The sequence below is a fragment of the Microbacterium sp. MYb54 genome (genome assembly GCF_002979515.1).
Lineage (GTDB): Bacteria > Actinomycetota > Actinomycetes > Actinomycetales > Microbacteriaceae > Microbacterium.
The window spans coordinates 19,060-40,421 of sequence record NZ_PCPA01000028.1 but is presented as its reverse complement, the minus strand read 5'-3'; the positions used below and the strand labels follow the sequence as shown (position 1 = coordinate 40,421).

At 68.8% G+C, this 21,362-nt stretch carries 24 protein-coding genes; 18 read left to right on the top strand and 6 right to left on the bottom strand.

Translation table 11 applies throughout. From position 1 onward, the window contains the following. The first annotated feature begins 218 nt into the window (after positions 1 to 218). From CQ040_RS18885 to CQ040_RS18860, 6 genes are all read left to right on the top strand, one after another. Positions 219 to 1,211 carry a TIGR03557 family F420-dependent LLM class oxidoreductase gene (locus CQ040_RS18885; protein ID WP_105528308.1) on the top strand — a complete coding sequence of 331 codons (993 nt, stop codon included), beginning with the start codon at positions 219 to 221 and terminating at the stop codon, positions 1,209 to 1,211. Beyond that, positions 1,208 to 2,053: a coenzyme F420-0:L-glutamate ligase gene (gene cofE, locus CQ040_RS18880; RefSeq protein ID WP_105528307.1), complete on the top strand. Its 846-nt coding sequence runs from the start codon at positions 1,208 to 1,210 to the stop codon at positions 2,051 to 2,053. The genes CQ040_RS18885 and cofE overlap by 4 nt, the downstream gene beginning before the upstream one ends. After that, positions 2,050 to 3,081 (top strand): glucose-6-phosphate dehydrogenase (coenzyme-F420), encoded by a 1,032-nt coding sequence (gene fgd, locus CQ040_RS18875; RefSeq protein WP_105528306.1) that lies wholly within the window; start codon positions 2,050 to 2,052, stop codon positions 3,079 to 3,081. Before cofE ends, fgd begins: the two co-directional genes overlap by 4 nt. A 10-nt stretch (positions 3,082 to 3,091) precedes the next feature. Continuing rightward, positions 3,092 to 3,763 (top strand): 2-phospho-L-lactate guanylyltransferase, encoded by a 672-nt coding sequence (gene cofC, locus CQ040_RS18870; protein ID WP_105528305.1) that lies wholly within the window; start codon positions 3,092 to 3,094, stop codon positions 3,761 to 3,763. Further along, positions 3,760 to 4,785 carry a 2-phospho-L-lactate transferase gene (cofD, locus tag CQ040_RS18865; protein ID WP_105528304.1) on the top strand — a complete coding sequence of 342 codons (1,026 nt, stop codon included), beginning with the start codon at positions 3,760 to 3,762 and terminating at the stop codon, positions 4,783 to 4,785. The genes cofC and cofD overlap by 4 nt, the downstream gene beginning before the upstream one ends. Before the next feature lie 134 nt (positions 4,786 to 4,919). Continuing rightward, positions 4,920 to 5,423 (top strand): hypothetical protein, encoded by a 504-nt coding sequence (locus CQ040_RS18860; protein WP_105528303.1) that lies wholly within the window; start codon positions 4,920 to 4,922, stop codon positions 5,421 to 5,423. A gap of 26 nt (positions 5,424 to 5,449) precedes the next feature. On the opposite strand, the gene CQ040_RS18855 is transcribed toward CQ040_RS18860, so the two are convergent. From CQ040_RS18855 to CQ040_RS18845, 3 genes are read right to left on the bottom strand one after another with little or no spacing between them, the layout of a single operon-like run. Continuing rightward, positions 5,450 to 6,259 carry an ABC transporter ATP-binding protein gene (locus CQ040_RS18855; protein WP_105528302.1) on the bottom strand — a complete coding sequence of 270 codons (810 nt, stop codon included), beginning with the start codon at positions 6,257 to 6,259 and terminating at the stop codon, positions 5,450 to 5,452. Further along, positions 6,256 to 7,329, bottom strand: coding sequence for a putative F420-0 ABC transporter permease subunit (locus tag CQ040_RS18850; protein WP_181157038.1), 1,074 nt, complete (start codon positions 7,327 to 7,329; stop codon positions 6,256 to 6,258). Before CQ040_RS18850 ends, CQ040_RS18855 begins: the two co-directional genes overlap by 4 nt. Continuing rightward, complete coding sequence (locus CQ040_RS18845) at positions 7,326 to 8,306, bottom strand: putative F420-0 ABC transporter substrate-binding protein (protein ID WP_105528310.1); 981 nt, start codon at positions 8,304 to 8,306, stop codon at positions 7,326 to 7,328. The genes CQ040_RS18850 and CQ040_RS18845 overlap by 4 nt, the downstream gene beginning before the upstream one ends. Positions 8,307 to 8,536: 230 nt before the next feature. On the opposite strand from CQ040_RS18845, the gene CQ040_RS18840 reads away from it, so the two are divergent. From CQ040_RS18840 to CQ040_RS18810, 7 genes are all read left to right on the top strand, one after another. Then, positions 8,537 to 9,502 carry an alpha/beta hydrolase gene (locus CQ040_RS18840; RefSeq protein WP_105528309.1) on the top strand — a complete coding sequence of 322 codons (966 nt, stop codon included), beginning with the start codon at positions 8,537 to 8,539 and terminating at the stop codon, positions 9,500 to 9,502. Further along, the gene (locus tag CQ040_RS18835; RefSeq protein WP_105528301.1) at positions 9,499 to 10,905 is read left to right on the top strand and encodes a dihydroorotase family protein; all 1,407 of its coding nucleotides are present in this window, start codon (positions 9,499 to 9,501) and stop codon (positions 10,903 to 10,905) included. The genes CQ040_RS18840 and CQ040_RS18835 overlap by 4 nt, the downstream gene beginning before the upstream one ends. A gap of 1 nt (position 10,906) precedes the next feature. Beyond that, complete coding sequence (locus CQ040_RS18830) at positions 10,907 to 11,881, top strand: LLM class flavin-dependent oxidoreductase (protein ID WP_105528300.1); 975 nt, start codon at positions 10,907 to 10,909, stop codon at positions 11,879 to 11,881. A gap of 40 nt (positions 11,882 to 11,921) precedes the next feature. Further along, positions 11,922 to 12,749, top strand: coding sequence for an ABC transporter ATP-binding protein (locus tag CQ040_RS18825; RefSeq protein ID WP_105528299.1), 828 nt, complete (start codon positions 11,922 to 11,924; stop codon positions 12,747 to 12,749). After that, positions 12,746 to 13,579 (top strand): ABC transporter permease, encoded by an 834-nt coding sequence (locus tag CQ040_RS18820; RefSeq protein ID WP_105528298.1) that lies wholly within the window; start codon positions 12,746 to 12,748, stop codon positions 13,577 to 13,579. Before CQ040_RS18825 ends, CQ040_RS18820 begins: the two co-directional genes overlap by 4 nt. After that, complete coding sequence (locus CQ040_RS18815) at positions 13,576 to 14,409, top strand: ABC transporter permease (RefSeq protein ID WP_105528297.1); 834 nt, start codon at positions 13,576 to 13,578, stop codon at positions 14,407 to 14,409. The genes CQ040_RS18820 and CQ040_RS18815 overlap by 4 nt, the downstream gene beginning before the upstream one ends. A 146-nt stretch (positions 14,410 to 14,555) precedes the next feature. Next, positions 14,556 to 14,999, top strand: coding sequence for an NUDIX hydrolase (locus tag CQ040_RS18810; protein ID WP_105528296.1), 444 nt, complete (start codon positions 14,556 to 14,558; stop codon positions 14,997 to 14,999). Here CQ040_RS18810 and CQ040_RS18805 read toward each other — a convergent pair. The 3 genes from CQ040_RS18805 to CQ040_RS18795 all read right to left on the bottom strand — a co-directional run bounded on the left by CQ040_RS18805 (position 14,990) and on the right by CQ040_RS18795 (position 16,696). Then, entirely contained in the window at positions 14,990 to 15,247 is a 258-nt protein-coding gene (locus tag CQ040_RS18805) for a type II toxin-antitoxin system RelE/ParE family toxin (RefSeq protein ID WP_105528295.1), read from the bottom strand. The genes CQ040_RS18810 and CQ040_RS18805 overlap by 10 nt on opposite strands. Beyond that, a complete protein-coding gene (locus CQ040_RS18800; RefSeq protein WP_055871358.1) occupies positions 15,244 to 15,513 on the bottom strand; it encodes a type II toxin-antitoxin system Phd/YefM family antitoxin in 270 nt (89 codons plus the stop codon). The genes CQ040_RS18805 and CQ040_RS18800 overlap by 4 nt, the downstream gene beginning before the upstream one ends. A gap of 106 nt (positions 15,514 to 15,619) precedes the next feature. Next, on the bottom strand, positions 15,620 to 16,696 hold the full coding sequence (locus CQ040_RS18795) for an ABC transporter substrate-binding protein (protein WP_105528294.1): 1,077 nt from the start codon (positions 16,694 to 16,696) through the stop codon (positions 15,620 to 15,622). A gap of 193 nt (positions 16,697 to 16,889) precedes the next feature. Between CQ040_RS18795 and CQ040_RS18790 the strand changes: the two genes are divergently transcribed. From CQ040_RS18790 to CQ040_RS18770, 5 genes are read left to right on the top strand one after another with little or no spacing between them, the layout of a single operon-like run. After that, positions 16,890 to 17,894: an alcohol dehydrogenase catalytic domain-containing protein gene (locus CQ040_RS18790; protein ID WP_146113957.1), complete on the top strand. Its 1,005-nt coding sequence runs from the start codon at positions 16,890 to 16,892 to the stop codon at positions 17,892 to 17,894. Between the two features lie 30 nt (positions 17,895 to 17,924). Then, on the top strand, positions 17,925 to 19,118 hold the full coding sequence (locus tag CQ040_RS18785) for a CaiB/BaiF CoA-transferase family protein (protein WP_105528292.1): 1,194 nt from the start codon (positions 17,925 to 17,927) through the stop codon (positions 19,116 to 19,118). Continuing rightward, a complete protein-coding gene (locus CQ040_RS18780; protein WP_105528291.1) occupies positions 19,118 to 19,981 on the top strand; it encodes an amidohydrolase family protein in 864 nt (287 codons plus the stop codon). The genes CQ040_RS18785 and CQ040_RS18780 overlap by 1 nt, the downstream gene beginning before the upstream one ends. A gap of 21 nt (positions 19,982 to 20,002) precedes the next feature. Next, on the top strand, positions 20,003 to 20,845 hold the full coding sequence (locus tag CQ040_RS18775) for an extradiol ring-cleavage dioxygenase (protein ID WP_105528290.1): 843 nt from the start codon (positions 20,003 to 20,005) through the stop codon (positions 20,843 to 20,845). Next, positions 20,842 to 21,189 (top strand): hypothetical protein, encoded by a 348-nt coding sequence (locus CQ040_RS18770; protein WP_105596260.1) that lies wholly within the window; start codon positions 20,842 to 20,844, stop codon positions 21,187 to 21,189. Before CQ040_RS18775 ends, CQ040_RS18770 begins: the two co-directional genes overlap by 4 nt. Positions 21,190 to 21,362 lie beyond the last annotated feature (173 nt).

Sequence of the window (21,362 nt, the reverse complement as noted above, 5' to 3'; positions counted from 1 at the left end):
CCCCGCCCCCCAGGCGCCGAGTGCACGGCTTCGCGCCGAGTGCACGGCTTGTCGACGTAGTGAAGCCGTGCACTCGACGAGATCCCGTGCACTCGACGAGCGTTGGGGGCTGCGGAGAAGAGCCGCTCTTGACTTTTGGATCCAGTATCCATTCAATGGGAACAGCAACAGAAGACCGCGGCAGAAGACAGCAGACAGCAGCAGGGGGAGGAGGCGACATGCACATCGGGTACGCCGCGATGCTCGAGCAGGTCGAGCCGACCGCCGTGATCGCGAACTGCGTCCTCGCTGAGGCGCACGGGTTCCGCGGGATCATGGCCACCGATCACTTCCAGCCCTGGCTTCCCCGCCACCGCGCGGCCGCCCATGTGTGGACCATGCTCGGCGCGATCGGTGCGCACACCACCGGCGACCTCGGTCCCGGAGTCACGACACCGGGCTACCGCACGCACCCCGCCGTGGTCGCGCAGGCCGCAGCGACGCTCGCGACGCTCTATCCGGAGCGCACCTGGCTCGGCGTCGGATCGGGGGAGGCGCTGAACGAGCACATCGTCGGCGACTACTGGCCCGAACCCGCGGAGCGCATCGACCGCATGTTCGAGGCCGTCGACCTGATCCGCAAGCTCTTCACAGCCTCACTCGCCGGTCGCGACACCCGCCACCGTGGCGAGCACTTCCGCATGGAGTCGACCCGGCTCTGGACGATGCCGCCCGTAGCCCCTCCGGTCTATGTCGCGACCGCCGGCCCCGCCACAGCCCGCCGCGCCGGCCGGAACGCCGACGGCCTGATCACGACTTCCGCCGAAGTCGAGCGCCTCGCGCCCCTGCTTGCCCGATTCGCCGAAGGAGCACGCGAGGCGGGGCACGACCCCGAGGCTCTCCCGAAGGTGCTCCAGCTGCGCCTCTCGTGGGCGCCGACCGAGGAGCAGGCCCTCGCGAACGCACTGTCCGAATGGCCGATCGCCGGACTCCGGATGCGCCGCGGCGACGTGCGCTCGCCCTACGACTTCGAGCAGTTGGTGCGCGGAGTGACGGCCGACGACATGCGGGCGTCGATGCTCATCTCTGCCGACCCCGACGTGCACCGGGCGAAGATCCAGCGCTATGCCGACCTCGGCTTCACCCGCATCTACCTGCACAACGTCGGGCCCGACCAGCGGGAGTTCCTCGAGGTCTTCGGCCGCGATGTCCTCCCGAAGGTGCACGCATGAACGCCCCCGCGATCAGCGTCTTCGCCCTCACCGGCATGGGCGAGGTGCAGCCGGGCGACGACCTCGTGGCCCTGATCCTCGCGACCGGTGTCGAGCTCGCCCACGGCGACATCCTCGTCGTCACCTCGAAGATCGTCTCCAAGGCGGAGGGGCGCTACGTGCAGGCCGCCGACCGTGAGGAGGCGATCACCGCCGAGACCGTGCGCCTCGTCGCCTCGCGCACCTTCGACGGGCACACCATGCGCATCGTCGAGAACCGCCTGGGTATGGTCGCCGCGGCCGCCGGGGTCGACGCCAGCAACACCCCCGACGGCTGGGTGCTGCTGCTTCCCGAAGACCCCGATCTTTCGGCGCGTGCGCTCGCCGCAGGGCTGCGTGCGGCCACGGGAGCCGAGGTGGGCGTGATCCTCAGCGACACCCTCGGGCGTCCCTGGCGTGAAGGGCAGACCGACGTCGCGATCGGCGGCGGCGGTGTGCGGATGATCGCCGACCTCCGCGGCACGACCGACCAGGCGGGCAAGGTGCTCAGCGTCACGACCCCGTGCGTCGCCGACGAGCTCGCCGCGGCAGCAGACCTCGTCAAGGGCAAGGCGAGCGGCAACCCCGTCGCTGTGGTGCGCGGACGCGCCGACCTCGTCGGACCGCTCACCCTCCCCGGTGCGTCGAGCATCGTGCGCGCCTCGGAGCGCGACCTGTTCTGGCTGGGCACCGCCGAAGCACTCGACCAGGGGTACCGCGACGGCTACGCCGCGGCCCTGGCAGACCTCGATACGCACGAACAGCACCCACACGAACAGCACCCACACGAACAGCAAGAACACGACAAGAAGGATGCGACATGACACTGACGCTCGGATACAAGGCCAGCGCTGAGCAGTTCGACCCGCGGGAGCTCGTCGAGATCTCGGTCGCGGCCGAGGCGCACGGCATGCAGTCCGTGTTCGCCAGCGACCACTTCCAGCCGTGGCGGCACACGGGCGGCCACGCCCCGTTCTCGCTGACCTGGATGGCCGCGGTCGGCGAGCGCACGACGAGCATCCGCATCGGCACCTCGGTGTTGACCCCGACCTTCCGCTACAACCCGGCCGTGCTCGCGCAGGCGTTCGCGAGCCTGGGCTGCCTGTATCAGGACCGCATCATCCTCGGGGTCGGCTCGGGTGAGGCGCTGAACGAGATCGCGACCGGATTCCGCGGCGCGGGCGAGCAGGAGTGGCCCGAGTTCAAGGAACGCTATGCGCGGCTGCGTGAGTCGGTGCGTCTGATGCGGGCGCTGTGGTCAGGCGACCGGGTGAACTTCGACGGCGAGTACTACTCCACGCACGACGCCTCGATCTATGACCGCCCAGAGGGTGGCATCCCGATCTACATCGCCGCGGGTGGGCCGATGGTCGCACGCTACGCCGGCCGTGCGGGCGACGGCTTCATCTGCACCTCGGGCAAGGGCCAGGAGCTCTACGTCGACCAGCTGCTGCCCGCAGTGAAGGAGGGGCTCGAGCAGTCCGAGCGTTCCTTCGACAACTACGACCGGATGATCGAGATCAAGCTGTCGTACGAGGAGACCCGTGAGGCGGCGCTGGAGAACACCCGCTTCTGGTCGCCGCTGTCGCTCTCGAAGGAGCAGAAGCACGACATCACCGATCCTGTCGAGATGGAGAAGGCCGCCGATGCGCTGCCGCTGGAGACCATCGCGAAGCGCTGGATCGTCGGGAACGACCCGGATGCCGTGGCCGCCGAGATCCAGCAGTACATCGACTGGGGCTTCAACCACCTCGTCTTCCATGCGCCGGGCCACGACCAGCGTCGGTTCCTGCAGCTCTTCGAGCGCGACATCGCACCCCGGCTGCGCGACACCGCCGCCCTGCGCGGCTGAGGAGACGGACATGATCCGGGGTCCGGGAATCGGGGTGCCGCTGCCGGGCGCACCCGCACGCGAGTGGATCGTGGTGATCCCGGTCAAGCGCGCCGAGATCGGCAAGTCGCGGCTGCGGATCCCCGGTGTCGAGCGCGAACCCCTCGCGCGGGCGATCGCGCTCGACACGGTCGAGGCTGCCGCGATGTGCGAGCGCGTCGCCGAAGTCATCGTCGTCACGAGCGACGAGGTCACCGCGACTGCTCTCCGTCTCCTGCCGAGGGTGCGCCTGGTGCGCGACCGCGGCGACGGACTGACCGCAGCGATCGGGCTCGGAGTGAGTGCGGCACCCGACATGCGCCCGCGTGCCGTGATGCTCGGCGACCTCCCGGCGCTGCGTCCGGACGAGCTGGCCAGGGCGCTCGCCTTCGCCTCGTCGCATCCGCGGGCGTTCGTTCCGGATGCGGAAGGGACCGGCACCGTGCTCGCGACTGCTCGGTCGGGTTTCGACCTGGCTCCGTGCTTCGGGCCCGACTCGGCCTCCGCGCATCGCGCAGCCGGGTTCGCCGAGGTCGGGTTCCCGGTGCTGAGTGGTCTCCGGCGCGACCTCGATCACGCCGAGCACCTCCGTGCCGCACGCCGTGCAGGTCTGGGCCCGCGCACCGCGGCGCTCGTCGACCGTCCGCTGGTACTCGCCTCATGACCGGTGTCTTCGACGTCGCTGCCGGTTCCCCGCGCATCGTCGTGCTGGCCGGTGGCGTCGGCGGGTCGAAGTTCGTTGTCGGGGTGCGCGAGGCCGCACGCCGACGATGGCCGGATGCCGCGGGTGGGACATGCGCCGACATCACGGTGATCGCCAACACCGGGGACGATCTGTGGCTCAGCGGCCTGCGGCTGCAACCCGACGTCGACTCGATGATCTACGCGCTGGCCGGCGTCAACGACATCGATCGCGGATGGGGGAGAGTGGGCGAGAGCGAGCGCGTCGCCGCCGAGCTGCACGCGTGGGGAGCCGGGTGGCCGTGGTTCACCCTGGGAGACCTCGACCTCGGTACTCACATCGCCCGCACGGGCTGGCTCCGCGACGGCGCCTCCGTGACCGACGTGGTCGACCGCCTCGCGTCCCGATGGCCGCTCGGGGTCCGGGTGCTGCCCATGACGGATGCCGAAGTCGACACGCACGTGACCACCGCGCAGGGCCGGATGCATTTCCAGGAGTGGTGGACCCGGCATCGCGCAGCCCTTCCGGCGCAGGGCTTCGACTGGCCGGGCATCGCGCACTCGGTGCCGGCACCGGGGGTGCGCGAAGCACTGACCGCAGCGGACGTCATCCTGTTCGCACCGTCGAATCCGGTGGTCTCGCTCGGTCCGATCCTCGCGGTCCCCGGCATCGCCGATGCCGTCCGCGCCGCGCCAGGGGCCGTCGTCGGGGTCTCGCCGATCATCGCCGGCGCTCCCGTGCGCGGCATGGCCGATGCGTGCCTCGCCGCCGTCGGCCTCCCCGCCACTGCCGATGCGGTCGGACGCCACTACGGCGCACGCGCGAAGGGCGGGTTGCTCGATGCCTGGCTCATCGCCGAGGAAGACGCATCGCTCGCCGAAGGCCTCGAGGCGACCGGACTGCGCGCGCCGGTGCGTCCGCTCTGGATGCGCGACCTCGACAGTGCCGCCGATCTTGCTGCCGCGGCTCTCGACATCGCCCCGATCGGCCGAGACCAAAGGTGATAGTCGGAAGTCTCGAAAGACTGGCCGAAAGTTCCCAGGTTTTCGGCGTAATGACTGAGCCCTGACCGCCGTCTCTCCAGTGTGAGGGTTGTCCGACCGAAAGGGGGTCGGGCTATGCGAGGGGTGAGGGACAAATGAGTGGTCGAAGTGGGGTTGACCGGCTCTTCGAAGAGCTGGAGGTCGAATGCGGCGCGAGTGTGCAGTGCATCACGGAGCGGGTGTCCGCACTGATGGGCTTGGATATCGAGGTCGACGTCTTGGACGAGGACGAATGGGCGACCGTGCCCAGGTTCGTGCTCCGCGACGGTGATCGCGCGAGAATCCCTGTGCGGCGCTCTGATCCGCGTTGGTATCGCCTGCACGTGGTGCTCCATGAGCTCGCGCATCTGCTGTGCGGGCACACCTCGTGCGCGGCTCTGCCCATGACTTTCGACCAACTTCGGAAACCGGCGGAAGCGTGTGTTCTCGCGGGAGCGGGAGTCGGAATGGGCGCGGCCATGAGCGCGGGAGTATCAATGGTCAGCCGGGAGCAGGATCAGCAGGATCAGCAGGAGGCCGAAGCGCGGGCACTCGCACACCGTCTGGGCTCGTTCGTCGAAGTTCCGCAGTTCGCGTCCGCGGAGGCCGGCTTGGGCTGAGCCCGCCCGGTGGGGTTCGGCCGAGTTCAGCGCGCGAGAGCGTGCTCCGCGTCGAACACGATCAGTGGACGATCGCTGCCCGGCCGGGACAGCACCTCGGCGTCGACTTTCCAGACACGCGCGATGAGCTCGCGCGTCAGTACGTCCTGCGGCGAACCGGCTGCCTGCACATGGCCGTCTGCGACCACGACGACCCGATCGGCGAAGGCCGCCGCGTGGTTCAGGTCGTGCAGCGCGGCGATCACGGTCATGCCGTCGCGGGCGAGGGAGCGGAGCAAGACGAGCGCGTCGAGCTGGGCGCGGATGTCGAGGTGGTTCGTCGGCTCGTCGCACAGCAGCAGCGTCGGGCGTTGAGCCAGGGCCCTCGCGAGGTTCACGCGCTGGCGCTCGCCGCCTGACAGGGTCGCGGCGTCGCGCTCCGCGAACTCGAATGCACCCGCACGCGTCAATGCCGCATTCGTGGCTACGGCATCCGCCTCCTCGCCCTCGAACGACAGCCACCCCCGATGCGGCAGCAGCCCGAGGCCGACGATGTCGCGTCCGGTCATGCCCTCCGCCGCCGACCACTCCTGCTCGACCAGGGCCACCCGCTGTGCACGCCCTCGCCGCCGCATCGCCGTGAGCGACCCGCCGTCCAACTCGAGCGCGTCGGCCTCGCCGCGCAGAGTCCCGGCGATCAGGCGCAGCAGCGTGCTCTTGCCCGAGCCGTTGGGTCCGAGGAGCGCCGTCACCGCGCCGCCGGGAGCGGTGAGATGCATGCCGTCGATGATGAGACGGTCGCCGTGGCCGAAGCGGATGCGTCGGGCATCGAGGCCGCTTCCGTGTACTCCGGTCATGCGCGGCTCTTCCGCATGCGCAGCATCAGCACCGCGAACACCGGCCCGCCGATCAGCGCTGTCACGATCCCGACCGGAAGCTCGCGCGGCTCGAAGACGGTGCGGGCGATGGTGTCGGCCCAGATGAGGAACACGGCGCCGGCGAGGAACGAGACCGGCAGCAGAGCGCGATGCCGGGCGCCGACGACCGCACGAACCGCGTGCGGCAGGATCAGCCCGACGAAGCCGATCGACCCGCTCACGGCGACGAGCGCTCCGGTCAGCAGCGCTGTGCACACGAAGAGCAGCACCCGCAGCCGGGTCACCGGGATTCCCAGCGCCTCGGCCGCGGTGTCACCGAGCACGAGGCTGTCGAGCGGTCGGGCCGAAGCCAGCAGCGGGATGGCGCAGACGACCACGGCGACCCCGGCCAGTGCCGCATCCGCCCAGTCCGCACCGCCGAGCGAGCCGAGCAGCCAGCTGAGGATCTCGCGGTAGCTGTCGTTCGTCGCGCTCCAGAAGATCACGAGGCTGGTCAACGCGGCGAGCACGGCCGAGACGGCGAGACCGGCGAGCACCACGGCGGTCGATCCTGCGGAACCGGCCGCGCGGGCGAGGCCCAGAGTGAGTGCCAGAGCGAGCAGCGCACCCGCGAAGGCCGCGAACGGCAGTGCCACCGCGGCCCCCAGCACGATGACGATCACGGCGCCGGTCGATGCGCCGGAGGAGAGCCCGAGCAGGTACGGGTCGGCGAGCGGGTTGCGGGTGAGAGCCTGCATCACGGCCCCGCACAGGGCCAGGCCGCCTCCGACCGCGGCGGCCGTGAGCACTCGTGGTACGCGCCCCTCCCAGATGATCGCGTCGCGGATGGGGGTGAGCCCGCTGGCGGCCCCGGTCAGGTGCGACCACACGCTCGCCACGAGCTCGGCCGGGGTGATGTCGGCCGGACCGATCGCGACCGCCGCGACCACCGTGCCCGCCAGCACGAGCAGCAGCACCGCGATCGCCGAAACGGTGCGCCGCCGTCGCGGGCGGTGAACGGATGCCGAGGTGGCCGGGAGCGCCGTCCGCAGCGGAACCGCGACGCTCACTGTTCTCCGAGCTGCGCCACGATCGACTCCACGGCGTTCACGTTGCGGATGCCGGCCTCGGTCGCCGGGAAGTCGACGATCACGAACCGCTGGTTCTTCACGGCGTCTAGCTGCGCGGTCACCGGGTTCGATGTGAGCAGTGCGATCTTGGAGTCGGCGGTGTTCCACGCGGCATCCACCAGCACGATCGCATCGGGGTCGGCCTCGGCGATCAGCTCCCACGAGCTCGATGTCCAGGTGTCGTGCACGTCGGCGAAGACGTTGTCGAGCCCAGCCGCCGACATGATCATCTGCGGCGCTCCGATGCCCGCGCCAACGAAGGGCTGATCCGTGCCCGACGAGTACCAGACCGCCGTGAGGCCGCGGTCGTCGGGGGTGATCCCGTCGAGCTCTTTCCGCTGCTCCGCGATGAGTGCCGCGGCAGCGTCCTCCTCGCCGAGCAGCTCGCCCGCCTCGGCGAACCCGTCGAAGACCGTGTCGAACGTGAGCGGGTCGGGCATGTACCCGGGCGCCTTGCACGCGGCGGGCGCGACATAGGTGGTGATGCCGAGCTGCTCCAGGTCGGCGCGCTCGCCGGCGCCGTCGACCGAGAAGTTCGACTCCCACCCGGCGAACACCAGGTCGGGCTCGAGTTCGAGCACTGCCTCCTTCGACGGCACCTTGTCGGAGACGACCGGAATGTCTTCGGCGTCTGCCGCGAGATCTTCCGGCAGCGGACCGTCGGAGAACGCCGAGCCGATGATCCGGTCGCCCGCGCCGAGCGCCAGCGCGAGTTCGAGTGTCGACGACTTCACGGTGAGGATGCGCTGCGGCGGGGAATCGAGCGAGACCTCGGTCCCGCAGTTGTCGAGCACGACGGGTTTCGGATCGGCGGCAGCGGCGGGAGCTGCCGGCGCACCGGCGCATCCGCTCAATCCGGCGGCGAGGAGGAGCGCGAGGGCGGGGACGGCGCCGAGGGCGCGGGTGGTGGCAGGCATGGTTCTCCGGAAGACGAGGAAGGGGAAGGGCGCAAGAGAGAGCACGTTCGCAGTCCAGGTCGGGACCACCGGCGTCGACCAATCGGGCCGACGTGATGCGGTCATGCTAGCGCGGATACTGGATCCAATCAATACTGGATTCTGGATCCAAAATGGGTGAAGATGGGAAACGCCCCACCGCAGCGGCGCAGATCGCCGATCGCGACGCCGCGTTCAGCCGAGAGGAACCCATGCAGACCACACCCGTCTCGTACTTCAGCGAGGGTCAGCGCATCTCCGCCGTGTGGCGCACGCCCGATCATGAGGGGCCGTATCGCGCGATCGTGCAGGGGCCGGGCTGGCTCGGACTCAAAGACGCCAAGCTCTACGTCCGCTACCACGAGGCCCTCGTCGAAGCCGGCTTCGCCGTGCTCGTGATCGACTACCGCGGCTTCGGTGACTCCGAGGGCGATCGCGGCTACCTGTCGCCGGCCTGGCAGCTGCAGGATCTGGTGAACGCCGTGACCTACCTCACCACCCGCGAAGACGTCATCGCCGACGCGATCGGGGTCTTCGGCACCGGCGGCACCGGAGGCGGCAACGCCGTGCTCCTGGCCGACGCCGACCCGCGCATCAAGGCCGCCGTCAGCCAGGTGCCCGTCGCCGACGGTGAGGATTGGCTGCACCGCATGCGCAGCGAATACGAATGGCTCGACTTCCAGAAGTCCCTCGAGGAGGACCGCCGCCAGCGCGTCGCCACAGGGGAGGGGCGGATCGTGCACCCCCGCGAGGAGATCATGATCCCCACGGCCGAGCGCCGCGCCACGAAGATCAAGGCCGACGTCGACGACCGCATCCCCACCGCCGTGCCGCTGGCGTGTGCCGAGGGCATCATCGCGTACCGGCCCATCGAGGCGGCCGCCCGCCTGACCACGCCGCTGCTCGTGATCGGCGTCGAGGGCGATGCGACCACCCCGACCGACCACGCCGAGGCGTTGTACGAGGCCGCGCGCGGTCCGAAGCAGCTCATCATGCAGCGGCACACCACCCACTACGCCGCGTACGACGCCTACTGGGAGCAGACCACCCCGGTGATCGTCGGCTGGTTCGACCGGTACGTGCGCCCGGCTCACCTCATCCACCGGTCGTCGCCGTCACCCGCGATCGGCGAGTCCATCACCACAGAATCCGTCAGCAAAGAGGAGGTCGCGCGATGAGCGTGGATCTGAAGATCACCGGCGGCACCGTCGTCACCCCCGCAGGACCGGTCGTAGCCGACCTGCTCGTCGCCGACGGCAAGATCGCCGGCATCGTGGCCGCAGGAACCGAGATCGCCGCCGAGCGCACGGTCGACGCCACCGGCAAGCTCGTGCTCCCCGGCATGGTCGACGTGCACGTGCACACCCGCGAGCCCGGCTACGAGCACAAGGACGACATCTACACGACGAGCCTGCAGGCCGCGGCCGGCGGTGTCACCACGATGTTCGGGATGCCGAACCTCAAGCCGCCGACCACCGATGTCGCCACCCTGACCGACGTGTTCCACCGGTACGAGGAATCGTCGATCGTCGACTGGAACCACAACCCCGCGCCGACCAAGTTCGACGAGATCGCCGGCATGAGCGAGATGGGCATCCGGGCGTACAAGATCTACATGGTCGTCGACACGGGCCGCGACTACCCGCACCCCTCCGGCACCGGCATCCACAACCACGGGCACCTGCTCGAGATCATGGATCACATCGCCCAGACCGGCAAGCGCTTCATCGTGCACCCGCACGACCAGGCGCTCATGGACTACATCGAGGGCGCCTACCTCGCCCGCGGCGAGAACACCCCGCAGGGCTACGCCTCCGCCTACGCCGCCCGCGAAGGTGTGATCTGGGACACGGCCATCGACGTCGTGCTGCGTCTCGCCGAGGCCTCCGGATGCCCCGTGCACATCGCGCACATCCAGACCCGGCGCTCGATCGAGGCCGTGCGCCGCGCCAAGCAGAACGGCATCGACGTGACCTGCGAGGTCAACCACTGGGCGCCGTTCCTGTCGACCTGGAACGACGTCGAGACGCTCGGACCGTACGCGCTCAGCTACTGGGTTCCCGACGACAACCGCGCGGCCGTCTGGGAGGGCATGCGCGACGGCACGATCGACATCGCCGCCAGCGACCACGCCCCGCACACGCGCGAGGAGAAGGAGGTCGGGTGGACGCAGATGTGGAGCTCGCACACCGGCACCCCCGGCATCCAGTACTACTACGAGCTCATGCTCGACGCCGTGAACAAGGGCGAGCTCGACCTGCAGCGCGCGATCGACATGGTCGCCCACATCCCCGCCGCCAAGTTCGGCCTCGAGGGTGTGAAGGGATCGCTCACGATCGGGGCGGATGCCGACATCGTCATCGCCGACCTGGCCGAGGAGTGGACCATCACGAACGACGGCGTGCTGTCGAAGATCGGCTGGACCCCGTATGACGGGCGCACCATCAGCGCCCGCATCCAGCGCACCCTCGTGCGCGGTGTCGACGTCTACGTCGGCGACGAGGTCACAGGCGACCGCACATTCGGAAAGCTCGCCGCATCGGCGGAAGACAGGGCGGCATTCGCCGCGGAAGGGAACTGACATGAAATTCGGACTGCTGCTGCCGCACTTCGGCGAGGAGGCGAGCAAGGAGAAGCTCCTGGAGGGGTCCAAGCTCGCCGAGAGCTTCGGATTCGACTCCGTCTGGGTGCGCGATCACCTGGTGTTCGAACCGCACGGCGAGATGGAGAAGCCGAACCGCACGTTCTACGACGCGCTCACGACGCTCACCGCCATCGGCGCCGTCACCGACAAGATCGAGCTCGGAACGGGATCGCTCATCCCGTTCCGCCATCCGCTCGTCACGGCCCTCATGGCCGGCACGATGACGCAGCTGCTCGGCCCGCGCCTGATCCTCGGGTTCGGCGCCGGCACGTTCGACCACGAGTTCGACGCGATCGGCTGGGGCGACCTCGACCGGGTGGAGATGGTGCGCTCGAACGCCGAGATCCTGCGTCGTGTGTTCACCGAGAACGACGTCACCTACGACGACGGCATCTTCAAGTTCGAGAACGTCACGATCGAGCCGAAGCCCGTGGGCGGACGCATCCCGTTCTGGTACTGCGGTGCGACCCCGCGCTCGGCCCGTCTCGCGGCGGAGTTCGCCGACGGATGGATGCCGGGACGCACGGGCCTGCTCACCATGGAGAAGCGCATCAAGACCATGCGCGAGATGACGGATGAGAACGGCCGGCCGATGCCGACCATCGCCGTGATCCCGCCGACCTCGATCGAGGACACCCGCGAAGAAGCGCTGAAGCACGTGAACATCCCCGGCCTTCTCGCCTGGGCGAACAAGGCGAAATTCGCGGTGAAGCCGCCGTCCGGCAGCTTCGAGACCGTCGAAGACCTCGAGGGTCAGCTGATCGTGGGCGACCCCGATCAGGCCGTCGAGCAGATCCGGCGGTTCGAGGAGGTCGGCACCGAGCATCTGGTGTTCGACTTCCGCTTCAAGTTCGATCGGTTCTTCGAGCAGATCGAACTCCTCGGCACCGAGGTGCTTCCGAAGCTGCGATAAGTCGCGCACCGACGCGCGGCGATGAGACGAGAGGTCGACGATGACTGACGTGAACGACACCGCACGGGACTCGGCGGATCCGCTGATCTCGGTCACCGGACTCTCGGTGAGCTACGACGTCGCGCGGACGGGAAAGAAGCTGATAGCCATCGAGAACGTCGACCTCGACGTGTTCGAAGGCGAGTTCATCACGGTGCTCGGCCCGTCGGGGTGCGGCAAGACGACGTTCATGAACGTCATCGCCGGCCTCGTCGCGCCGAGCACCGGCTCGGTCCTCGTCGATGGGAAGCAGGTCAACGGCCCTGGGCCCGACCGGGCCGTGGTCTTCCAGGACTATGCGCTGCTGCCCTGGCGCACCGTGTTCGACAACGTGAAGTTCGGGCTCGAGATGCAGAAGGGGCTGCGCACCGCCGACTGGCGCGCGAAGGTGCAGGAGGCCATCGACATGGTGGGGCTCAAGGGATTCGAGTCCTCGTATCCCCGCGAGCTCTCCGGCGGCATGCAGCAGCGCGTCGGGCTCGCCCGTGCGTTCGTCGCCGAGCCGCGCATCCTGCTGATGGACGAGCCGCTCGGCGCCGTCGACGCCCTCACCCGCGAGGTGATGCGCGACGAGATCGAGAAGCTCATCGAGGCGACGGGCAAGACCGTCCTCTTCATCACGCACTCGATCGAGGAGGCCATCCTCCTCGGCGACCGCATCGTCGTCTTCAAGAGCCACCCCGGCGCCATCAAGGAGATCATCACGACCGGCATCCCGCGCCCGCGCTCGGAGCGCTCGGTGCAGCATGATTCCCGCTTCCTCGAACTCCGCGACCACCTCTGGGAGGCGCTGGAGGGTGAGGCCACGGCGGCAGCGGTGTCGAAATGACCGCGCTGCTCGCCACCGGGCCGAACCTCGGCCGGGGTGGAGCGGCCGCCTGGCTCGCGGGGTTGAGCGCCCGGGGCAAGGCCGCCGTCATCGCGATCGAGGTCGTCATCCTCCTCGTGCTCTGGCAGCTGGTCGTCGGGGTCTTCGGATGGATCAGCCCGGTCTTCCTCCCACCGCCCCTCGCCATCGCGCAGGGTTTCGGTGAGATCGTGGCGAACGGATCGCTCGCCGCCAATGCCGGGGTCTCAGTGCAGGCATGGCTGACGGGCTTCGTGCTCGCGGTGGTCGTCGGCATCCCCGTCGGGCTTCTCATGGGCGCCTCGCTTCCGGTCGACCGGGTGATCGGCCCGATCGCCTGGACCATCTACGCCACCCCGTCGATCGCCTATCAGCCGCTCGCGAAGGCGTGGTTCGGCTTCGGCATCGGTCCGGTGATCTTCCTCGTGACGATCAGCGCGATCTTCCCGATCCTGCTCAATGTCGCCGCCGGCATGCGCACCACGAACCCCTCGATCATCCGCGCCGCCCGCGTGTACGGCGCCGGTCGGATGCGGCTCTATCGCTCGGTGTACCTGCCGTCGACGGTGCCGTTCCTGTTCGCGGGGCTCCGCCAGGCGGTCGTGCTCGCCACTATCGGCATGGTCGTGGCCGAGCTCGCGGGTTCGTCGAGCGGCATGGGAGCACTCATCATCCGCGCGTCGAACACCTATCAGACCGACCAGGCGTTCGCCGCGATCGCGGTCGTCGTGCTGTGGAGCGTGGGCATGACCCAGGTGGTCACGGCCATCGAACGCGGGGTCGCACCGTGGACGAGGAAGGGCAAGCGATGAGCGTCGTCTCGGCAACCGGAACCGTCCGCATCGTGCGGCCGCGGCGTGTGGTGCGCTCGGGCGAGGGTAAGTGGACGCTGCTCCTGATCGGGGTGATCGCCGCGGTGCTGCTCCTGTGGGAGGCGGCCGTCAGCTGGTTCCACTGGATTCCCGAGGCGTTCCTCCCCGCGCCGACCGCAGTGGCCGTCGCGTTCGGGCAGCTCATGGTCGACCCCGAGTTCTGGTCGGCCTTCGCGTTCAGCGTCACCAACCTGCTGATCGGCCTCGCGATCGCGATCGTCGTCGGTGTGGTCGTCGGTCTCGCGGTCGGCTGGTCACCGGTGCTGCGCTTCATGGTCGCGCCGTTCCTGTGGGTGCTGTACTCGACGCCCAAGGTCGCGCTCGCCCCGCTGTTCATCCTCGGGCTCGGGCTCGGCAGCGAGTCGAAGATCGCGCTCGTCATCCTGCTCGCGGTGTTCCCGATCCTGCTGAACACGATGGAGGGCGCGGTCACCGTGAACCCCTCGCTCGTCAACGCGGCCAGGGTCTACGGCGCCAAGGGAATCGGACTCGGTTGGAAGGTGATCTTCCCCGCCACGCTGCCCTACAGCCTCTCCGGCATCCAGCGCGGTGCGGCGCTCGGCTTCACGGGTGAGGTGCTCGGCGAGTTCCTCGGCGGCACCGGCGGCCTCGGTCACCTGCTCGAATTCGCCGCGTACCAGTTCCGGATGGACGAGGCCATCGCGATGGTCGTGGTGATGGTGATCATCGCGAACCTCACGCTGCTGCTCATCTCCGTGCTCCGCCGCCGGCTCGCGCCCTGGTACGACGAGCGCAAGATCGTCGGCTGATCCGCCGTCACGACTCCCGACCCCCGTCTCATGCGCGACGGGGGTCGGGTCTGTCTTCCCCCGTTTCGAATCGCGCGAATGGTCCCATCTGGCGTCGAAATACGACCACTTGCGCGATTCGAAACGGGCTGGCGTAGCGTGGCCGGGTGTCGATCGATCGAAACCATATCCGCGTCAAGGCGATGCTCGTCGCACCGAACGCGCAGGGGACCGCCCACGCGGTCAGTGTCAACTCCTCGACCGCAGAGAATCCGGGCGGATATCACCGACTCATCGGCGGTAGCGTCGAGCTTGGCGAGACCCACATCGATGCGGTCCGGCGCGAGGTGCGTGAGGAGCTGTCGGCGACGATCCGTGATCTGAGCTACCTCGGGGTGGTGGAGAACATCTTCCGGATCGATGGCGAAGTCGGGCACGAGATCGTCTTCTTGTACGCCGGCCGCCTCGACCCGGAACCGGCGGCGGTGGGCGCGACGCTCACGGAGAGCGACGGGGCGGTGGTTCCCGTCGTCTGGCGCAGCTTCGATGATGACGCCGAGGCCCTGCCCCTCTATCCCGCCGCGGTCGTTGGGCTACTCGCTCAGCGGTAGATCTCGCGGCGATGCCCGGCGGCGAGGACGAGCACGACCAGGCGATTGTCCTCGATGTCGTAGATCACCCGATAGTCGCCCACGCGCACGCGCCACGCGCCATCGCTGTTGACGAGCATCTTCGCCGCAGGCGGTCGCGGTTCTTCCGACAGGAGTTCGATCGCCGCCTGCACGCGACGTCGGGCCTGCGGATCCAGCTTTCGCAACTGCCGTTGCGCCGGCGCCGCGATGTCGATCCGGTAGCTCACACGAGCCCCAGTTCCGCCTTCACTTCCTCCCACGGCACGGGGAGTGATTCGGTCTCCGCAGCTTCGCGGCGTGCTGCCACGGCGGCGGCCGCGTCCTCGGCGTCCTCGGCGATCTCGCGAAGTCGATCGAACTCATCTGCGTCGACGATGGCCACGACGCGACGCCCTCGGCGGGACAGGAACACGGGCTCGTGCGTGAGGTGGGCGCGATCGACGAGCGCGCCGAGCTGACGCTTGGCATCGGAGACGGGCAGCACATCAGTCATGGTCTTATGGTACCAAACGATCAAACTGATCGGTTTGCATCATCCACACACGAAGAGGCCCCACCGCCATGCGCAACGGTGGGGCCTCTTCGTGCGAGTCAGCGACTCACGGGTAGGTCAGCGTGGCCGGTCCCTCGTTGTCGAGGCCCAGGAGTTCCTGCGCCTTGCGGAGGTAGACGAGCTGGTCGGAGTCGAACTCGAGCGGCTCGAGCTTCTGCGTCTCGATGGTGGTGTCCCAGGCTTCGTCGTCGAAGTACAGGTTCGGGCAGGCGAGGTGTCCGTCGAGGATCCAGACGCTGTCCGACTCACGCAGCTCCGCGACGTCGAAGTCGTTGGCCTCGTAGATGTCCAGCGCCTCCTCCGCGTTCTCGGGGAACTCGCCCGGCGCAGGCGCCGTCATGAAGTCGGTGCCCTTGAGCGTTGCGCGCAAGAACCGGACCAGGGTATTCGGGTTCTCCTGCGCCCACTTGGTGCCGGCGATCTGCACGTCGTTGGCCCAGTTGCGCAGCGACTCCACGACGATGTTCGCGCCGTGCTCCTCGAGGGCGGCCCGGTCGTCGGCGTAGAACGGCTGCAGGGTGATCTTGTCGTTGACGAAGAACTCCGTCCACGACTCCGATCCGGGCCCGGGGTAGACGACTTCGGCGTTGATCGACGAGACGTCCCAGCCCTCTTCCTTCAGCACCTGGGCGCGCTGGAACTCGGCGGGATCGCCGGGGGTGCCGGCGAGCACGATCGAGGTGCCGTCGAGGTCGTCGACGCTCTTCACGTCGGACTGCACCGCGAAGTCGAAGTTCTGCCGGCAGTAGTGCCCGGAGACGAGGTCGATCTCGACTCCGCCGCGGATGGCGTCGATCACGGTGCCGGTCGACTCGACGCCGATGTCGGCGCTGCCGCTGGCGACCGCTGCGGTGACGTTGTCGGCGGTGATGACCTCGACGGTGAGGCCCTCGTCTTCGTAGTAGCCGAGGTCGGTCGCGAGCGTGAACATCGAGTACATCGTGATGTCGGGGAAGGGGATGGCCACCGTGATGCTGGTGTCCTCCGCCGCGCCGGGTTCGCCGTCGCCGAGGTCGACGGGGCCTTCCGGTGTCGGCGTCGGCGAGGCGCAGGCGGCGAGCAGCGTCAGTGCTGCTGCGCCCCCGACCACGGCGATGCCGAGTCTGTTTCGTGTCGTGCGCATGACTCTCCATTCGGGCAAGTGCGTGCGACTCCTCCGTGGAGTGGGGCGCCTCACGCGGATTTTGGGATACGGTATCCAATTTGGAACCCCGTGTCCATGGTTTGCGGGATATCGTGCTCGAACAGGGTGTAGACGGCCGTGATGAAAATTGGATACAGTATCCCAAACAGATTCCCGCGATGAAGAGGTGAAGATGCGTGCCGCCGTGCTGAGCCGTCATGACGTGGACGGGTTGACCGTCACGGAGACGGACGTGCCGACACCCGGTGCGGGCGAGGTGCTCGTGCGCGTCGAGACCGTCGGCGTGAATCAGCTCGACCTCAACGTCATCGCCGGCATCGGCCCAGGCGTACAGGCGCAGTTGCCCCGCATCCTCGGGATCGATCCCGCAGGCGAGATCGTCGCGGTCGGAGCGGGCGTAGACCGGGGGCGGATCGGGCAGACCGTCGTCGTCAAACCCAACATCGCCTGCGGGCAGTGCGCCCATTGCGAGGCCGGAGACGAAGCCGACTGCCCGAAGCAGACCGTCGTGGGCGTGCATCGCGACGGCGGAGCGGCAGAGTACGTCGCGGTGCCGACGCGTAATGCGATCGACCGTCATGGTCTCGACGCCGCGCAGGCGACCGCCGTGGTGCACAGCGCCTCCATCGTGATCAACGCCGTGCGCACGGTCGCGCTCGCCGCCGGAGACAGGGTTCTCGTCACCGGCGCGGGCGGAACGCTCGGGCGTGCGGCGGTGGCCATCGCGCTCGCTCGCGGCGCCCAGGTGGTCGCGGCTTCGCGACGTACCCTCTCCCCGCTCGGCGACGAGCAGGTCGTTCAGGCATCGGGTGCAGCGTCCCTGGCTGCGGCGCTGGACGGGGGAGAGGGGTTCGACGTCGTGCTCGATGTCTCCGGCCACGCTCCGACCCTGAGCGCCGGGATCTCGGCTTTGCGCTGGGGCGGTCGTGCCGTGTTCTGCGCGGCATCCGTCGACAGTGATCTGCGCATCGATGCCCGCGACTTCTACCTGCGTCGCAAGCGACTGTTCGGCGTGGCCAGCGCGCGCTACGACGACGTGGCCGAAGCCCTCGCGCTGGCTGCCGCCGGTGCGCTGCCCTCGCTCGTCGGCCGGCGCTATGCGTTCGACGACATCGCCACGGCGTATCGCGATTTCCCCCGCAAGGGCGACGGGAAGGTCGTCGTCGATGTGCGCTGACCGCCCTCAGGACCGAAGAGGAGACCACAAGTGACGAGTACTGCATCCCCGGGCGCCGGAGCGCTGGCCGGGATCCGCGTGGTCGAGCTCGGCCAGTACATCTCGGGCCCGTTCGCCGCCAAGCTGCTCGCCGACCTCGGCGCCGACGTCGTCAAGGTCGAGTCGCCCGAGGGCGACCCGATGCGCCGGTGGGAGGGCCGAGCAACCATGAGCCCGCAGTTCGCCGCCTACAACCGGGGCAAGCGCGGAGTGGTCCTCGACCTCAAAAGCGCCGAGGGCCTCGCCGCCCTGTTCGGCCTGGTGGATGACGCCGACATCGTGCTCGACAACTTCCGCCCCGGCGTGGCCGAGCGGCTCGGGTTCGGCCCCGAGGCCCTGCACGCCCGCAACCCGCGGGTCATCACGTGCTCGATCACCGGCTTCGGTGCGACCGGCCCCGCGGCGAAGCGACCCGCCTACGACACCGTCATCTCGGCCACCGGTGGCATGTACAGCCAGGTCGTTCCGGCATCCACGATCCGCCCGCTGGGACCGGCGTTCTCCGATCTGCTGTCGGGGATGTCGGCCGTGCAGGCCGTGCTCGCCGCACTCCACGCCCGTGACGTGAGCGGGGTGGGCGAGCACGTCGAGGTCACGATGGTCGGTGCACTGCTCGACTTCCTCACCGAGTCGGCCTCCGCGTTCCTGGAGACAGGGCAGGTCTCGTCGCCCGACTCACGGCCTCGTCGTGCGCAGGCCTATGCCTGCCGGGGCTCGGACGACAAGGCATTCGTGATCCACATGTCGGTGCCCGAGAAGTTCTGGACCGGCCTGCTCGACGTGCTCGAGCGGCCCGACCTCGCCGAAGACCCGCGCTTCTCGACACGCGAGGGCCGCGTGCGCAACTACGACGAACTCGACGTCGTGCTCAAGGAGATCGCTGCCACCAGGCCCCGCCAGTACTGGCTCGACCGACTCGCCGCGCACGACATCCCGCACGGTCCGCTGAACACGATGGGCGACCTGTTCGACGATCCGCAGATCGCGAGCATGGGGCTGGTCGAGGAGATCGAGGGGCCGGATGGCGCGCTGCGCGTGCCCGTGCCCAGCATCCGATTCCAGCGCTCCGGGCGCCCGGAGCTGCGCTACGCGCCCGCGCTCGGCGCCGATACCGAGGAGATCACCGGGCTGCAGTCCGGAGCAGGATCATCCGAACCTGCACGAGCGAAGGAAGGGGCAGCCTGATGACCGGTATCGACGACCTCGTCGCGATCGACGTGCACACCCACCCGCAGACCGAGGAGTTCATCGCCGCGATGGGTCAGCGGCACTCCCAGATGTCGGCGCACTTCGGGCGCGAGCGGCCGGTCGTGTCGTTCGCCGAGCAGGCCGACCAGTACCGCGACCGCAAGATGATGGCCGTCATCGTGAACTCCGACTCGGAGACCACGAGCGGCATCAAGGGCGCGCCCAACGACCTGCTCGGCAAGGCGCAACAGGACCACCCCGACGTGTTCCTCGCCTTCGCCGGCATCGACCCGTGGAAGGGCGAGGCCGCGGTCGCCGAGATCCGTCGGATGCACGCCGAGTACGGCATCAAGGGCGTCGGCGAGCTCAACCCGTCGCGGCAGAAGTTCCTCGCCAACGACCGGCGCTTCTTCCCGATCTGGGAGACCTGCGCCGAGCTCGGACTCGTGGTCATGTTCCACTCCGGATTCCCCGGTGCCGGTGCGGGAACCCCTGGCGGTGGCGGCTACCGTCTCGAGAACGCCCGCCCCGTGCCCTACATCGACGACGTGGCGGCCGAGTTCCCCGAGCTGAACATCATCAGCGCGCACCCGGCTTGGCCGTGGCACCTCGAGAACCTGGCGATGGTCTGGCACAAGTCGAACGTGTACCTCGACCTGTCCGGCTGGGCGCCGAAGTATCTGCCGCCCGAGGTGGTCCGATATGCCGACTCGCTGATCTCCGACCGGGTGCTCTTCGGGTCGGACTGGCCCGTGATGACCGCGGATCGCTGGATGGCCGAGTTCGACGAGCTCGGACTCAAGGAGGAGTCGCGCCGGAAGATCCTGCTCGGCAACGCACGCAAGCTGTTCCGACTGTGAGCGCGAAGGAAGGAGCCGATCGTGGCTGAACTGGTGATGGCCGCGGCGACCCCGCACAATCCGCTGCTGTGGCGGGCGATGCGCGAACCGGTGCCGGACGATCTCGTCCAGGTCGAGGCGAACTTCGGTCGCATCCGCGACGCGATCACGGATGCCGGCGTCGACACGCTCATCGTGCTCGGCACCGACCACGTGCGGCAGTTCTTCTCCGACAACTCGCCCGCGTTCATCGTCGGCAAGGCCGCGTCGTACCACGGCACCTACGAGAACGAGGTGCGCACCTTCGGCATGGAGTACGCCGAGCTCACCGGCAACCCGGAGCTGGCGACGCAGATCACCGGCCGCGAGGTGCTGCCCGAGACGATCGACTTCTCGGTGTCGCACGAGTGGCGACTCGACCACAGCTTCGTGCTGCCGCTGCAATACGTGCGCCCAGAGCTCGACCTGCCGATCGTGCCGATCCACGCGAACTCGATCCTGCCTCCGCTGCCCACAGCCGCACGCTTCGCCGCGCTCGGGCAGCACCTGCGCACCGCGGTGGAGTCCTGGGACAGCGATGTCAGGGTGGGGTTGCTCACCTCGGGCCACATGGCCACCGACGTCGGCGGACCCCGCACGTTCAACGGCTCGCCCGACCCGGAGTTCGACGCCGAAGCAGTTGCCTGGATGCGCGACGGCGACCTCGACGGGGCGATCGCCGGATGCCGGTACGACCGGATCATGGCCGCCGGCAACGTCACCTACCAGTACGTGAACATCGTTGCAGCGCTCGCCGCGATGCAGGGTCGCCCGGCCGACCTGGCGGAGGCCACGACCTCGCGCTTCGCCTCCAGCCCGTTCTTCCTGTGGAGGGCCGCGTCATGAGCCGGTACATGATGAACAAGTTCATCCGCGCCGTCGAGATGAGCACCGCGAACGTGAACGCCTACGTCGCCGACACCGAGGGGTTCGTCGACGGCTGGCTGGCCGGGGGAGCGGGACCCGATGCGGTCACCGACGACCGGATGCTGACCCCCGAGGAGCGCACTGCTTTCGTGAACCGCGACTACGGCACGTTGTACGGCCTCGGCGCGCACCCGTATCTGCTCTGGCACTTCACCGAAGCCGTCTACGAGCACGAGTACACCGAGGGATTCGGATGGCGTGAGCTCGTCGAGCGCTACCGCGCCGCGATCATCCCCTACGGCGAGGTCGACGACATCCCCTGATCTCGCCGCGGTGCGGGCGCGACGGATGCCCCGTGGGTGGGATTTCCACGGGGCATCCGCCTCTTCTGCGCCGGCGTCGAACGACGGTGTGAGCTGGGGGCTACGAGTCCGTCGACGTATGGGGTGGACGCGTCGGCGCACCGACGGTGCGGGCTCTCCTCCCCGAGGGCGAC

Excerpts from the sequence above, each read along its gene's own strand:
- CQ040_RS18885 (WP_105528308.1), top strand. The coding sequence starts at position 219 with ATGCACATCGGGTACGCCGCGATGCTCGAGCAGGTCGAGCCGACCGCC.
- cofE (WP_105528307.1), top strand. The coding sequence starts at position 1,208 with ATGAACGCCCCCGCGATCAGCGTCTTCGCCCTCACCGGCATGGGCGAG.
- fgd (WP_105528306.1), top strand. The coding sequence starts at position 2,050 with ATGACACTGACGCTCGGATACAAGGCCAGCGCTGAGCAGTTCGACCCG.
- cofC (WP_105528305.1), top strand. The coding sequence starts at position 3,092 with ATGATCCGGGGTCCGGGAATCGGGGTGCCGCTGCCGGGCGCACCCGCA.
- cofD (WP_105528304.1), top strand. The coding sequence starts at position 3,760 with ATGACCGGTGTCTTCGACGTCGCTGCCGGTTCCCCGCGCATCGTCGTG.
- CQ040_RS18860 (WP_105528303.1), top strand. The coding sequence starts at position 4,920 with ATGAGTGGTCGAAGTGGGGTTGACCGGCTCTTCGAAGAGCTGGAGGTC.
- CQ040_RS18855 (WP_105528302.1), bottom strand. The coding sequence starts at position 6,259 with ATGACCGGAGTACACGGAAGCGGCCTCGATGCCCGACGCATCCGCTTC.
- CQ040_RS18845 (WP_105528310.1), bottom strand. The coding sequence starts at position 8,306 with ATGCCTGCCACCACCCGCGCCCTCGGCGCCGTCCCCGCCCTCGCGCTC.
- CQ040_RS18840 (WP_105528309.1), top strand. The coding sequence starts at position 8,537 with ATGCAGACCACACCCGTCTCGTACTTCAGCGAGGGTCAGCGCATCTCC.
- CQ040_RS18835 (WP_105528301.1), top strand. The coding sequence starts at position 9,499 with ATGAGCGTGGATCTGAAGATCACCGGCGGCACCGTCGTCACCCCCGCA.
- CQ040_RS18830 (WP_105528300.1), top strand. The coding sequence starts at position 10,907 with ATGAAATTCGGACTGCTGCTGCCGCACTTCGGCGAGGAGGCGAGCAAG.
- CQ040_RS18825 (WP_105528299.1), top strand. The coding sequence starts at position 11,922 with ATGACTGACGTGAACGACACCGCACGGGACTCGGCGGATCCGCTGATC.
- CQ040_RS18820 (WP_105528298.1), top strand. The coding sequence starts at position 12,746 with ATGACCGCGCTGCTCGCCACCGGGCCGAACCTCGGCCGGGGTGGAGCG.
- CQ040_RS18815 (WP_105528297.1), top strand. The coding sequence starts at position 13,576 with ATGAGCGTCGTCTCGGCAACCGGAACCGTCCGCATCGTGCGGCCGCGG.
- CQ040_RS18800 (WP_055871358.1), bottom strand. The coding sequence starts at position 15,513 with ATGACTGATGTGCTGCCCGTCTCCGATGCCAAGCGTCAGCTCGGCGCG.
- CQ040_RS18795 (WP_105528294.1), bottom strand. The coding sequence starts at position 16,696 with ATGCGCACGACACGAAACAGACTCGGCATCGCCGTGGTCGGGGGCGCA.
- CQ040_RS18790 (WP_146113957.1), top strand. The coding sequence starts at position 16,890 with ATGCGTGCCGCCGTGCTGAGCCGTCATGACGTGGACGGGTTGACCGTC.
- CQ040_RS18780 (WP_105528291.1), top strand. The coding sequence starts at position 19,118 with ATGACCGGTATCGACGACCTCGTCGCGATCGACGTGCACACCCACCCG.
- CQ040_RS18770 (WP_105596260.1), top strand. The coding sequence starts at position 20,842 with ATGAGCCGGTACATGATGAACAAGTTCATCCGCGCCGTCGAGATGAGC.